This window comes from Aquabacterium sp. J223 (assembly GCF_024666615.1).
GTDB lineage: Bacteria > Pseudomonadota > Gammaproteobacteria > Burkholderiales > Burkholderiaceae_C > J223.
Genome location: NZ_CP088297.1, coordinates 3232318 through 3245757, shown reverse-complemented (window position 1 = coordinate 3245757; position 13440 = coordinate 3232318). Strand labels below are relative to the sequence as shown.

Annotated in this window: 9 protein-coding genes and 1 tRNA gene; 8 read left to right on the top strand and 2 right to left on the bottom strand. The window is 72.2% G+C overall.

Annotation, left to right across the window (positions count from 1 at the left end; all coding sequences use genetic code 11):
- Positions 1–4: 4 nt before the first annotated feature.
- The 7 genes from LRS07_RS15420 (at position 5) to LRS07_RS15390 (ending at position 7288) form a co-directional block, all read left to right on the top strand.
- Positions 5–1270 (top strand): aspartate kinase, encoded by a 1266-nt coding sequence (locus tag LRS07_RS15420; RefSeq protein WP_260498871.1) that lies wholly within the window; start codon positions 5–7, stop codon positions 1268–1270.
- 40 nt (positions 1271–1310) lie between these two features.
- Positions 1311–1403: transfer RNA gene (locus tag LRS07_RS15415), tRNA-Ser, on the top strand.
- A gap of 100 nt (positions 1404–1503) precedes the next feature.
- Positions 1504–2157, top strand: a complete 654-nt coding sequence (locus LRS07_RS15410; protein WP_260498870.1) for a YbhB/YbcL family Raf kinase inhibitor-like protein — start codon at positions 1504–1506, stop codon at positions 2155–2157.
- A 196-nt stretch (positions 2158–2353) separates the two neighbouring features.
- Entirely contained in the window at positions 2354–4741 is a 2388-nt protein-coding gene (locus LRS07_RS15405) for a choice-of-anchor Q domain-containing protein (RefSeq protein WP_260498869.1), read from the top strand.
- Positions 4742–4832: 91 nt separating this feature from the next.
- The gene (locus tag LRS07_RS15400) at positions 4833–6350 is read left to right on the top strand and encodes an MFS transporter (RefSeq protein ID WP_260498868.1); all 1518 of its coding nucleotides are present in this window, start codon (positions 4833–4835) and stop codon (positions 6348–6350) included.
- A gap of 65 nt (positions 6351–6415) precedes the next feature.
- Positions 6416–6916, top strand: a complete 501-nt coding sequence (locus LRS07_RS15395; RefSeq protein ID WP_260498867.1) for a hypothetical protein — start codon at positions 6416–6418, stop codon at positions 6914–6916.
- Positions 6917–6934: 18 nt separating this feature from the next.
- Complete coding sequence (locus LRS07_RS15390) at positions 6935–7288, top strand: ArsC family reductase (RefSeq protein ID WP_260498866.1); 354 nt, start codon at positions 6935–6937, stop codon at positions 7286–7288.
- A gap of 12 nt (positions 7289–7300) precedes the next feature.
- Here LRS07_RS15390 and LRS07_RS15385 read toward each other — a convergent pair whose 3' ends face one another.
- Complete coding sequence (locus LRS07_RS15385) at positions 7301–8431, bottom strand: DNA alkylation repair protein (protein WP_260498865.1); 1131 nt, start codon at positions 8429–8431, stop codon at positions 7301–7303.
- 111 nt (positions 8432–8542) lie between these two features.
- Entirely contained in the window at positions 8543–11302 is a 2760-nt protein-coding gene (gene acnA, locus LRS07_RS15380) for an aconitate hydratase AcnA (RefSeq protein ID WP_260498864.1), read from the bottom strand.
- Positions 11303–11544: 242 nt separating this feature from the next.
- Here acnA and LRS07_RS15375 point away from each other — a divergent pair, with 242 nt between their 5' ends.
- Positions 11545–12285, top strand: a complete 741-nt coding sequence (locus LRS07_RS15375; RefSeq protein ID WP_260498863.1) for a DUF6781 family protein — start codon at positions 11545–11547, stop codon at positions 12283–12285.
- The last annotated feature ends 1155 nt before the right edge of the window (positions 12286–13440 follow it).

The window sequence follows — 13440 nt, the reverse complement described above, 5'->3', positions numbered from 1 at the left end:
GTCCATGGCCCTGATCGTTCACAAGTACGGCGGCACCTCGATGGGGTCCACCGAGCGCATCCGCAACGTCGCCAAGCGGGTCGCCAAATGGGTGCGCGCCGGCCACCAGCTGGTGGTGGTGCCGTCGGCCATGAGCGGCGAGACCAACCGCCTGCTCGGCCTGGCCAAGGAAGTGCAGCCGCAGAAGGTGGACGAGGCCGTCATGCGCGAGCTGGACATGATCGCCTGCACCGGCGAGCAGGTCTCCGTGGGCCTGCTGTCGCTGGCGCTGCAGGCCGAGGGCCTGCAGGCAGTGAGCTACAACGGCTGGCAGGTGCCGATCAAGACCGACTCGGCCTACACCAAGGCGCGCATCGAGAGCATCGACGACAGCCGCGTGCGCGCCGACCTGGCCGCCGGCAAGGTGGTCGTCATCACCGGCTTCCAGGGGGTCGACGGGCAGGGCCACATCACCACGCTGGGCCGCGGCGGCTCCGACACCTCCGCGGTGGCGGTGGCGGCGGCGATGAAGGCCGACGAGTGCCTCATCTACACCGACGTCGACGGCGTCTACACCACCGACCCGCGCATCGTGCCGGAGGCGCGCCGGCTGCAGACCATCAGCTTCGAGGAGATGCTGGAGATGGCCAGCCTCGGCTCCAAGGTGCTGCAGATCCGCTCGGTCGAGTTCGCCGGCAAGTACCGGGTGCCGCTGCGCGTGCTGTCCAGCTTCACGCCCTGGGACATCGACCTGGCCGAGGAGGCCAAGTCCGGCACCCTGATCACCTTCGAGGAAGACGAAAAGATGGAACAAGCCGTTGTCTCGGGCATCGCCTTCAACCGCGACGAAGCCAAGATCACCGTGATGGGCGTGCCCGACAAGCCGGGCATCGCCTACCAGATCCTGGGTGCGGTGGCCGCGGCCAACATCGACGTGGACGTCATCATCCAGAACGTGTCGCACGACGGGAAGACCGACTTCTCCTTCACCGTGCACCGCAACGACTACCAGCGCGCGATGGACCTGCTGAAGACGCAGGTGGCCGGCGCCACCGGCGCGCGCGAGATCACCGGCGACACCAAGATCTGCAAGGTGTCCATCGTCGGCATCGGCATGCGCAGCCACGCCGGCGTGGCGAGCACCATGTTCCGCACCTTGAGCGAGGAGGGGATCAATATCCAGATGATCACCACCAGCGAGATCAAGACCAGCGTCGTCATCGACGAGAAGTACATGGAGCTGGCCGTGCGGGCGCTGCACAAGGCGTTCGACCTGGAGCAGGCCGCCTGATGTGAATGCCGCGCGGCTGGTTAGAATGCCGGCCTGCGCTGGAGTCGTGACCGAGTGGCCGAAGGTGCTCCCCTGCTAAGGGAGTATGTGGGCAAAACCTGCATCGAGGGTTCGAATCCCTCCGACTCCGCCAACACCCGAGCCCCGTCGATCGATTGATCGGCGGGGCTTTCTGCTTTCTGTGCCATCGCCCGGAGCCGCCGCGTCGGTACACCGCTTGCCGTGATGGACGCATGCTCGAGAAGCTGCCCGACGCCCTCGGCCATGCGCTGCGCGACCGCCGCGCCGGCCTCGACGAACTGGCCTTCTGGCGCCTGCCGCTGAGGCAGGGCCAGGGCGCCCTGCAGGTCAGCAGCCTGGCCTTCGTCGACCATGGGCCGATCCCTGCGCTCTACACCGCCGACGGCGAGGGCCGCTCCCCGCCCCTGGCCTGGACCGGCGTGCCGCCGGCGGCCACGTCGGTGCTGCTGCTGGTGGAGGACGCCGACTCGCCGACGCCCCATCCGCTGGTGCACGCCATCGCCGCTGACCTGCCCACCGGCGACGGGTCGCTGCCGGAATCTGCCCTGAACCGTCACGCCGGCCCTGACCCATCGGGGCGTCTTGGTCGCAACTCGTATCTCCGCGCGGGCTGGCTGCCACCCGACCCGCCGCCGGGCCACGGCGTGCACCGCTACGCCTTCCAGGTCTTCGCGCTGGCCGGCCCGACGGCCTGGTCCGCCACGCCGGGCCGCGACGAGGTGCTGCGGGTGCTGGCCGAGCAGGCCATCGCCAGCGGCTGCCTGATCGGCACCTACGAACGGCACGACACCTCGGTGCGCGACGGCGCGGCCGAGACGGCCGCGGTGCCGCTGGCCGGCGGTCCGCAGGGCGGCGCCGTGGCCTGACGTGCACGGCGGCGCCCGGGCCTGGGCCGCACGGCGGCGCCGTGGCCCGACCTGCACGGCCGCCCCCGCCTGCCTTCCGTTACGCCCCGGGTAACCCAGGGTGTCGTGACACGTTTGAAACCTGCCGCGTTAAAGGTCCCGCGGAAGCGGCCACGACACTGCGCGCCCCTATCGGCCCCGCAGACCGCGTCGCGAGATGACCCGCAGTACCTTCCATCCGCTTGTCCCTGTCCAGGCGCTTTTCGCCTCTTCCCCCGTCCTCCTCGGCGCCCCCCTGCGCCGTCCCCTCGCGCCCCTGGCGCTCGCACTGGCCGCGGCCGCCGGCCTGATCGGCTGCGGGGGTGGCGGTGACGACGGCACCGCGGTCGGCACGTCGGCCGCGGCGGTCTCGTCCAGCGACGAAGCGTCCGGCACGCCGGAGCAGCAGACCACCCGCACGGTGCTCGCCGCGGTCACCACCAGCCCGCTGGCCGCCGAAGGCGGCAGCTTCTCCTTCGGCGGCGTGCAGACGGTGCGCTACGGTCTGGACAACCGCTGGGTGGTGAAGACGCTCTACAACGGCGGCCAGTGCACCAACGCCTTCTTCGGCAACGACCCGGCCTACGGCTACGCCAAGCGCTGCGAACTGGTGCCGGTCGGCGCCGAGAACCTGCTGGCCAACGAATGGCAGGGCTTCAGCACCAACGGCGCGCAGAGCGTGCGCTTCGGCACCGAGGGCCGCTGGGTGACGAAGACGGTCAACGGCAGCGGCGAATGCACCTACGCCTTCTTCGGCAGCGACCCGGCCGCCGGCCTGGCCAAGCGCTGCGAGCTGGTGCCGGGCAGCACCGATGCCACCTTCCTGGCCAACGAGTACCAGTCCTTCAGCGTCAGCGGCACGCAGACCGTGCGCTATGGCGCCGACACGCGCTGGCTCAGCCGCGCCGTCACCGGCAGTGGCCAGTGCAGCAACGCGTTCTTCGGCGGCGACCCGGCCTACGGCGTGACCAAGCGCTGCGAGCTGGTGGCCGGCAGCACGCCGGCCCCCACGCCGGCCCCCACACCGTCGCCCGTGGCCGCGACGCCGCAGGTCTGCACGCCGCCCATCGGCCTGGCGAGCACCGCCGGCGCCGCGGTGGTCGGCAACGGCAGCCCGGCCAGCTGCACCGAGGACGCGCTGCGCAACGCCGTGGCCAACAACGCCGCGGTCACCTTCAACTGCGGCGCGGCGCCCGCCACCATCCGCCTGACCCGCACGCTGGACATCCCGACCAACCGCAACTCGGTGATCGACGGCGGTGGCCTGGTCACGCTGGACGGCGGCAACAGCGTGCGGCTGCTGCGGCTGTGGCAGAGCAACTACCGCACGAACAACCTCGGCCTGACGCTGCAGCGCATCACCCTGGCCAACGGCAAGGCGCCGGGCACCGGCTACGTGGCGCCCAACCCGGGCAACCCGCAGTGCGCCTACGGCTTCGCCGGCGGCGCCGGCGCGGCCATCGAGGTGCGCGACGCGCGGCTGCACGTCATCGACGTGGTGTTCCGCGACAACGCGGCGGCCTCGCCCGGCCCCGACGTCGGCGGCGGCGGCATCTACGCGCTGGGCTCGCTGGACGTCACCGTGGTCGGCTCCCGCTTCGTCGGCAACTCGGGTTCGAACTCGGGCGCCATCGGCCTGCTGCAGAGCAACGGCCGCATCGTCAACAGCGTGTTCGACGGCAACAGCGCCACCGGCACCGGGCAGAACTACGCCAGCGGCGCGGTGGCCAGCTGCCCCGGCGTGGGCCATGCCGGGCAGGGCGGGGCGGGCGGCAACGCGGGTGCCATCGGCATCGACGGCAGCGACGACACCGACCAGGTGGTCTGCGGCTCGCGCTTCATCAACAACCGGGCCAACGAGCTGGCCGGCGCGCTGGGCCGCACGGCCAACTTCAGCGCCCGCCGCACCACGCTCGACCGCAGCCTGTTCGAAGGCAACCAGGCCCGACAGGGCGGCGCGCTGTTCATCCTGAACTCGCAGCCGCTGGACATCACCGCCTCGACCTTCGCCAACAACAGCGCGAGGACCTATGGCGCGGCGCAGCTGGACCGCAGCCGGTTGAACATCGTCAACAGCACCTTCGCTGGCAACACCGCCACCACCGGGCTCGGTGGCGCGCTGGGGCTGAACGGCAACACCGGCGACAGCGTCGTCCGCAACGTCACCTTCGCCTTCAACCGGTCCACCGGCGGCGCGGGCTACTTCAGCGGCGCGGTGGCCGGCAACTTCGACGGCGGCGTGCACAACACGCTGTTCGTCCACAACACCACGCTGGACCCGTGGAACCCGATGCAGTGCTTCTTCACGCCGGGCAACGGCAGCGGCAACCAGCAGTGGCCGCGCAACCGCTCGACCGGCGGCGCGGCGGACACCCCCTGCGTCAACGGCATCCACTTCACCGACCCGCTGCTGCTGACCGCGCTGCAGGACAACGGCGGGCCGACGCCGACCCTGGCGCCGGCGGCCAACAGCCCGGCGCGCGGCGCCGGCAGCAACTGCCCCGCCACCGACCAGCGCGGCCGGGCGCGCAACACCGGCTCCTGCACGGCGGGCGCGGTGGAGTGACGGACGGGCCGGGCCGCGCCACCCGGCGTGGGCTCGCCGCCTGCTGGAAAGGGCCGGTCTCGTACCGGCCCTTTTTCGTTCCCCGAGCCCCATGCCGCTGCTGTCGCCCCCGCTGGCCACCGTCACCCCCGATCGCCTGGCGCGCGGCCAGCAGGACCTGGTGCGCGACCTGGCCTGGGCCAGCGTCGCCGGGGCCTTCTCCGGCGGGGTGATCCTGGTGGCCTTCGCGCTGTCGCTCGGCGCGGGGCCGCTGGCGGTCGGCCTGCTCGCCGCCATCCCGGTGCTGGCGCAGGCGGCCCAGCTGCCCGCCACGCTGCTGATCGAGCGGGTGCGGCGACGCCAGCGCATCGCGGTGCTGGCCCTCACCGCCGCGCGCGGGCTCATCCTGGCCACCGCGCTGCTGCCGCTGCTGGCTTCGCCGGCGCAGGCGCTGCGCTGGCTGCTGGCGCTGCAGGTGGCCATCGCCCTGCTGCACGCGGTGGGCGCCTGTGCGGTGAACGCCTGGCTGCACCAGCTGATCCCCGGGACGGCGCTCGGCGGGTTCTTCGCCCGGCGCCTGCTGTGGGGCACCGTGCTGTCCTGCGTCGGCACGCTGGCCGCGGGAGCGCTGGTCGACGGCCTCGGGTCCGACCTCGGCCTGCACCCGTACAGCCTGTGCTTCCTGCTGGCCGGCCTCAGCGGCTTCGTCAGCTCCTTCTACCTGGCCCGCGCGCCGGAGCCGTGCATGGCCGACGCCGGGCCGCTGGGGTCGCTGCGCCGGCGGCTGGCGGCGCCGTTCCGGGAGCGCAACTTCCGCCGGCTGCTGGTCTTCCTCGGGGCCTGGAACCTGGCGTCCAACCTCACAGCTCCCTTCCTCACCGTCTTCCTGCTGCAGCAGCTGCGCCTGCCGCTCAGCACGGTGACCGGGCTGTGGGTGCTCAGCCAGGGCGCCAACGCGTTGACGCTGTACCTGTGGGGCCGGCTGTCCGACCGGCTGACCAACAAGGCCGTGCTGTCGGTGGCGCTGCCGGGGTACTTCGCCTGCCTGCTGGCGCTGGTGTTCGTCGACGTCTTCGCCGGTGCGGCGACCCGGCTGGCGGTGCTGGCCGGCCTGCACCTGGTGATGGGCGTGGCCACCGGCGGCATCGCCCTGGCCACCGGCAACCTCGGCCTGAAGCTGGCGCCGCAGGGCGAGGGCACCGCCTTCCTGGCCGCGATCGGCCTGGTGTCGGCCGCCGCCGGCGGTCTGGCGCCGATCGCCGCCGGCGCCATGGCCGAGGCGCTGCAGGCCAGCGAGCTGTCGGCGGTGGTCCGCTGGGCCTCGCCCGGGGCCCAGGGCGAGTGGGCGGTGGTCAGCTTCGCCCACTGGGAGTTCCTGTTCGCTCTGTCCGTCCTGCTGGGGCTGTACGTGATGCACGCGCTGTCGCGGGTGACCGAGGGGCGCGAGGTCAGCGAGCGGGTGGTCATGCAGGAGTTCGCGCTGGAGGCCGTCCGCACCGTGGGCAGCCTGTCGTCGGTGGCCGGCTCGCTGGGCAGCCTGTTCCCGTTCGAGCGGCTCACCGAGCGCCGCCGACGGCTGCGCGAGCGCGCCGTGGTGCCAGAGCCCGGATGGCAGGGTCGGGCATCCTGAGCCGGTGGCGCACGCCGGTCCGCCCGTTGCCACGATCGGGGTCTCGAATGGCGAGGAGCCCAGCCATGACGTCGTGCCGATCGCGTTCCCTTCCCGTGCTGCTGGCCGCGGCGGCGGTGCTCGCCGGCTGCGCCGGCTACCCCGACCGCAGCATCCAGCCCGGCATCAGCGCCGAGCAGGTGATCGCCCGGATGGGCCCGCCGGCCGCGCGCCACCCCGCGCCCGACGGCGGCACCCGGCTGGAGTATTCGCACCCGCCCTTCGGCAAGCAGTCGTTCATGGTCGACCTCGACGCGCAGGGCCGTGTCACCCGGGTCGAGCAGGTGCTGGACGAGCGGCAGTTCATGCGCATCGAGCCCGGCATGACGGTGCAGCAGGTGCAGGCCCTGATCGGGCGGCCGTCGGAGCGCCGCCGCGGCGGCTGGCAGCCGGACGAGGTCTGGTCCTGGCGCCACGTGTCGCCCTTCTGCACCTGGTTCCAGGCGTCGGTGGACACGCAGGGCACCGTCACCAGCACCGGCATGGGCCCCGACCCGATGTGCGGCCGGCGTCGCAGCATGTTCTAGCGGGCTATGCTCGCCGGCATGGCCGACGTCACCCTCTACGGCATCCCGAACTGCGACACCGTCAAGCGGGCCCGCGCCTGGCTGGACGAGCACCGCATCACCCACCGCTTCCACGACTTCAAGAAGGCCGGCGTGCCGGCGGACGGCCTCGACGCCTGGCTGGCGCAACTGGGCTGGGAGCGGCTGCTCAACCGCCAGGGCACCACCTGGCGCAAGCTCGACGACGCGGCCAAGGTCGCCGCCGGCGATGCGGCCGGCGCCCGCGCGCTGATGCTGGCGCAGCCCAGCGTCATCAAGCGGCCGGTGGTGGCCTGGGGCGACGGCAGGCTGACGGTGGGCTTCGACCCCGCGGACTGGTCGGCGCGACGCTGACCGGAGCGGCGCCTACAGCGCCAGCTCGAACGCTGCCTCGGCCTCGACCCGGCCGTTGACCAGCAGCTCGATGCGGTGCCGCCCGGCGTGGTAGCGACGGGTGGTGATCGGCTTGAACGAATGCGGCCGCGACAGCGTGACCGACTGCCCCGGCGCCAGGGTGCAGCGCCAGCCCTTGAACACCTTGGCCGAAGTGCCGCCACGGGCCTTGACGTGGTGCACCGCGTAGTCGATGACCAGCGCCTGGTCGCCGCGTCGGCGGGTCGACTGCAGCCGCACCTCCAGGCGCAGCGAGCCGCCCACCACCACCCGGTCGGCGGACAGCGTGAGCCGTGCCTCGCCGCGCAGCGGCGTGCCCAGGCCCCAGGCCTGCAGCACCTGAGGGTGCCCCTGCTTGACCAGCGTCCGGCAGGCATGGCGCAGCAGCGCCTGGCGCGGCGCGGGCGCCCCGGGCAGGTGGTCGTGCAGCCACTGCACCACCAACGCCGGGTGGTCCTTGGCGATGTCGTTCAGGTGGTTGGCGACGCTGCGCCGGACGTAGGCGCTCTCGTCGTCCTGCAGCGCACGCAACAGCGGCAGCGTCGGCGAGGGGTCGACGATCAGCGCCTTCAGCTGCAGCCCCCAGGGCAGGCGGGGCCGGCTGCCTTCGCTCACCAGCCGCCGCACATGGGCGCTCGGGTCGGTGGTCCAGCGCTGCAGGGTGGCGAAGGTGGTGTCGGGGTGGCGCTGGATGAACGGCCGGATGGCCCATTCGGCCGAGAACCGCTGCGTCATCGCGTGCAGCGTCTGCAGCGCCAGCGGCACGTCGGCATGGCCATGGCGGGCGACGTACTCGCTCATCGGCCACACCGCCCAGCCGCCCAGGCCGGCGTCGCCCGTCCGCAGGGTGGAGAGGTCGTCGCCCTCGCCGGCAGGCCCGAGCGCGGCGGTCAGCGCCCCGGCGGCGGTCGCGAAGTCGTTGGGCAGCGCGGCTTCCAGCGCGTCGCACACGTGCAGCGCCCGGGCCTTGAGTTCCAGCGCTTCCAGGCCCGCCAGCGCCCCCGCCTCGAACCGCGGCCGGTCGAAGGCCCGAGACACCCGGGCCAGGTGCGTGGCCATGGCCCGCACCAGGCCGGGGTTGATGAGGTTCTTGAACGGCTCCACGCGCCGATGATGGCGCAGCGGAGGGTCGTTTCCGTCAACGAGCGGCTGCGGCAGAGGCCCCGCGGGCCGGCCGGCCCGCGGCCCCGAAGGCCCAGGCCCTGCCTGGAGTCCTCAGGCGGCCAGCAGCTGCCTGAGGACAAAGGGCAGGATGCCGCCGTGCTGGTAGTAGTCGACCTCGATCGGCGTGTCGATGCGCACCGTCAGCGGCAACTCGGTGGTGCTGCCGTCGGCACGGTGCACCACCAGCCGGGCCTCGCCCTGCGGCCGGATGTCGCCGTCGATGACGATGTCGATCGACTCGTCGCCCCACAGCTTCAGCGTGTTCCAGCTGTCGGTGCCGCGGAACTGCAGCGGCAGCACGCCCATGCCGACCAGGTTGGAACGGTGGATGCGCTCGAAGCTGCGCGCCACCACCGCCTTGATGCCCAGCAGCTGCGTGCCCTTGGCCGCCCAGTCGCGGGACGAGCCGGTGCCGTACTCCTCGCCGGCGAAGACCACCGTCGGCACGCCGGCCTTCATGTAGGCCATGGCGGCGTCGTAGATGAAGACCTGCTCGCCCTTCCTCGGAGCTGCGGTTGCGCCTCCGGTCGGACCGTCGCCCGCGCCCTCGTGCTGGTAGATCGTCAGCCCGCCCTCGACCCGGCTGCCGTCCTCGCGCGGCAGGATCATGAGGTTCTTGATGCGCACGTTGGCGAAGGTGCCGCGCACCATCACCTCGTGGTTGCCGCGGCGCGAGCCGTAGCTGTTGAAGTCGGCCTTCATCACGCCGTGCGACTTCAGGTACTGCCCGGCGGGCGAGGCCTCCTTGATCGAGCCCGCCGGCGAGATGTGGTCGGTGGTGATCGAGTCGCCAAACAGCGCCATGATGCGCGCGCCCTTGACGCCCTTCTCCTGCGCCTGGGGCTGCATGGTGAAGCCGTCGAAGAAGGGCGGGCGGGCGATGTAGGTGCTGGTCGGCCAGTCGTAGACCTGGCCGGCCACGCCCTTGATGCGCGACCACAGCTCGCCCGGGTCCTTCGTCACCCGGTCGTAGTTGCTGCGGTAGCCCTCGGGGTCGAGGGCGTACTTCAGCAGGTCGTGCACCTCCTGGCTGGTCGGCCAGATGTCCTTGAGGAACACCGGCTGTCCGTTCTTGCCAGTGCCCAGGGGCTCGGTCATCAGGTCGCGGCGCACGCTGCCCGCGATCGCGTAGGCCACCACCAGCGGCGGGCTGGCCAGGAAGTTGGCCTTGATGTTGGGGTGGATGCGCGCCTCGAAGTTGCGGTTGCCCGACAGCACCGCCGCGCACACCAGTTCGTGCTGGGCGATGGTCTCGTTGAACTCGGGCACCAGGTCGCCGGCGTTGCCGATGCAGGTGGTGCAGCCGTAGGCCGCCACCGCGAAGCCCAGCTGCTCCAGGTAGGGCAGCAGGCCGGTCTTGGTGTAGTAGTCGGTGACCACGCGCGAGCCCGGCGCCAGCGAGGTCTTGATGTGCGGCGAGACGGTGAGCCCTGCCTCCACCGCCTTCTTCGCGAGCAGGCCGGCGGCCAGCAGCACGCTCGGGTTCGAGGTGTTGGTGCAGGAGGTGATGGCCGCGATGAGCACGTCGCCGTGGTGCAGCTGGACGCCGTTGGCCGCCGGGTACTCGTCCTTCAGCTTGGCGGGCGGCTGGCCGAAGCCGTTGCTGTCCACCGGCAGGCTGAACAGCTTGTCGAAGCTGGCGCTGAGCTGGTCGAGCGGGATGCGGTCCTGCGGGCGCTTGGGACCGGCCACCGACGGCACCACCGTGGACAGGTCCAGCGTCACCACCTGGCTGTAGTCGATGTCGCCCGACTTCGGCACGCCGAACAGGCCCTGTGCCTTGAAGTAGGCCTCGAAGGCCTCGATCTCCGCGTCGGTGCGGCCGGTGCCGCGGAAGTAGGCGATGGTCTTCTCGTCGACCGGGAAGAAGCCCATGGTGGCGCCGTACTCCGGCGCCATGTTGCCGATGGTGGCGCGGTCGGGCACGCCGATGGAGGCGGTGCCCTCGCCGAAGAACTCGACGAACTTGCCGACCACCTTCTCCTTGCGCAGGATCTCGGTGACGGTGAGCACCAGGTCGGTGGCGGTGACGCCTTCGCGCAGGGCGCCGGTGAGCTCGAAGCCCACCACGTCCGGCGTCAGGAAGTAGACCGGCTGGCCCAGCATGCCGGCCTCGGCCTCGATGCCGCCGACGCCCCAGCCGACGACGCCGATGCCGTTGATCATCGTCGTGTGGCTGTCCGTGCCGACCAGGGTGTCGGGGTAGTGGACCCCGTCGGCCGTCTTGTGCACGCCGCGCGCCAGGTACTCGAGGTTGACCTGGTGCACGATGCCGAAGCCCGGCGGCACCACGCGGAAGGTGTCGAAGGCCTGCATGCCCCACTTCATGAACTGGTAGCGCTCCAGGTTGCGCGAGAACTCCAGCTTCATGTTCAGGTCCAGGGAATCCTTGCCCCGGTAGTGGTCGATCATCACCGAGTGGTCGACCACCAGATCCACCGGCACCAGCGGCTCGATGGTCTTCGGGTTGCGCTGCATGTCCGCCGCCACGTTGCGCATGGCGGCCAGGTCGGCCAGCAGCGGCACGCCGGTGAAGTCCTGCAGCACCACGCGGGCGACGATGAAGGGGATCTCCTCGGTGCGCGGCGACTTCGGCTGCCAGTTGGCCAGCGCCTTGACGTGCTCGGCGGTCACCTTCTTGCCGTCGCAGTTGCGCAGCACCGATTCGAGCACCAGCCGCAGCGACACCGGCAGCCGCCGGACCCCGGGCAGCGACTGCGCCAGCGCCGGCAGCGAGTAGAACTGCCCCCCGGCGCCCGAGGCGGTGGTGAAGCGCTGCAGGGTGTCGGCGAAGGCGTGGGGTGCGGGCATGGCGGGCTCCAAGGGGGCGGTCGCGAAGGCGGGCGCGGGGGCGGCGGCCCCGGCACAACACCGCACGGTAGCAAATACCGTGTCCGGCGCCGATGACGAAGACCGCGCGCCCACGTCGGCCGCGCCAGGGTGGGTGCCGTTCCCCGGCGCGGCGGGCCGCGGTATGGTGCTGGCGTCGTTCCTTCGGCGCCCGTGTCCTCCGTCCTGCGGTCGACCGGCTGCCACCCACCAGGAGATCCGCCATGGCCAAGTCCCTGATCGACCAGCAAGCGCTGGTCGACCTGTTTTCCACCGCCAGCGCGCAGCAGACCGAACAGCTGCGCAAGGCCGTCACCCAGGCCACGCTCACCGCGCTGCAGAGCCGGGAGATGACGCTGAAGAACGTGCGCAACGTGCTGCAGTCGGTGGCCAAGGCGGCCGGTGCCGGCGTGGCGCAGAGCGGCATGGGCCAGACCGATGCCACCCAGCTGCTGGACACCGCCGTGTCCGGCATGGACCAGGCGCTGCTGCAGGCGGTGGAAGCGCACCGGGTCGCGATGCAGCGGTTGATCCAGCAGGGCGCGGACGTGCAGGGCAAGCCGCTGAAGAAGGCCCTCGACGAGCTGGAGCGCATGGAGGACGGCTTCCTCGAAGCCATCGAGAAGGCGGGCCAGTCCGCCAGCGACCAGGTGGCGGCGCAATGGGGTGCCGTGCTGGAGCGGCTGCAGGCCGGCGGCAGCCAGTCGGGCCAGCAGGCCAGCCAGATCGTCGAGCAGGTGACCAGCCAGCTGCGCGGCATGCAGGACGCCTTCCGCGAGACGCGGGCGGCCAGCGTCAAGGCCACGCAGGCGCTGATGGACAGCTACGCCACGCTGGTCAGCGGCGTGCTGATGGGCATGAGCGACGCACTCGACCAGCGCGGCGGCGCCGCGGCGGCCGAGCCGGTGCCGGTGTCGCCGATGCCGGTGCCGCCGGCACGCAAGCGGCCGACCGCGGGGGGCTGACTGGTGCCGTCGGCGCCCGGGGGACCGGGCGCCACCCCCGCGCGGGTGCCTCCTAGAACCCCCCGCAGGTCCGTCACCGGCAGCGGCAGCGCGGCCGGGTCGTCGCGGCCCGTGACCCGGGCCAGCGTGCGGCCGATGACGCCGATGTCGTTGTCGAAGCTGCCGTGGCTGACGGGCTGCTCCACCGGCCGGCCGTCGGCCTGCGCCACGGTGATGCGCCCGCCGGGCAGCACCGTGGTGCGGCTGGCCAGCTCGGCCGCCGCGGCGCTCTGGCGCCAGCCGGCCAGCACCTCGCCGGTGTTGGAGCTGCCGTCCCAGCCGCGGTCGGCTGCGTCGCCCACCCGGGCCATGCCGAGGATGGGTGTGCGCAGGTCGGGCTCCAGGGCATTGGCCACCAGGTACAGCAGCGACTTGCGGTAGATGCCGGCCACGCTGTCGTCGCGCTCGGCCTCGTCGGACAGCACGTCCAGGTGCAGCCGCTGCATCAGGTCGGCGTCCTGGCCGTAGTGGGCCTGGGCGAAGGCCACTGAGCACGCCGGCGCGTACAGGTGCACCGAGCGCAGCGCGGCGCGCAGCCCGTGGTCCTCGCCCGCGGCCTGACGGTGGTTGAGCTGCGCCAGCAGGTGGCCGAGGGCGATCGAGCCGGCGGAGTGGCCGGCCAGGTGCAGCTCGAAGCGGTCGCCCCAGGCCGCCGCCAGCGACTGCAGCGCGTCGACCAGCAGCGTGCCGCCGCGCCGGGCCTCGAAGGCCAGCTGCGCGTTCTCCTTCATCTCGCTCCACAGCGGCCGGGCGAACACCCGGCCGATCGACTTCTCGACCAGCAGGTCGGTCTGCTCGCTGATCCAGCCGCCGGCGCGGGCGTCCTCGCGCCGGAAGCGGTCGGCCAGCAGGTCGCCGATGGATTCGAGCAGCCCCGTCTTCCAGACCAGGAACAGCGGGTAGCAGCCGTTGCCGAGGAAGTAGCGGCCCATGGCGCGGGCGCGCTGCACGGCGGCGGCCTCGCTGTTCAGGCCGCCGTGGGCGTAGATGAGCAGCCGCTTGGGCGCGTCGGCCGGCTGCTCGCGGAACCAGCGGTCGGGCAGCACGCCCACCTGGTGCTGCAGCTTGCGCGGCGCCTCGTCCTCGGTCAGGTAGCGGGCCACCCGGCCGTCGTTG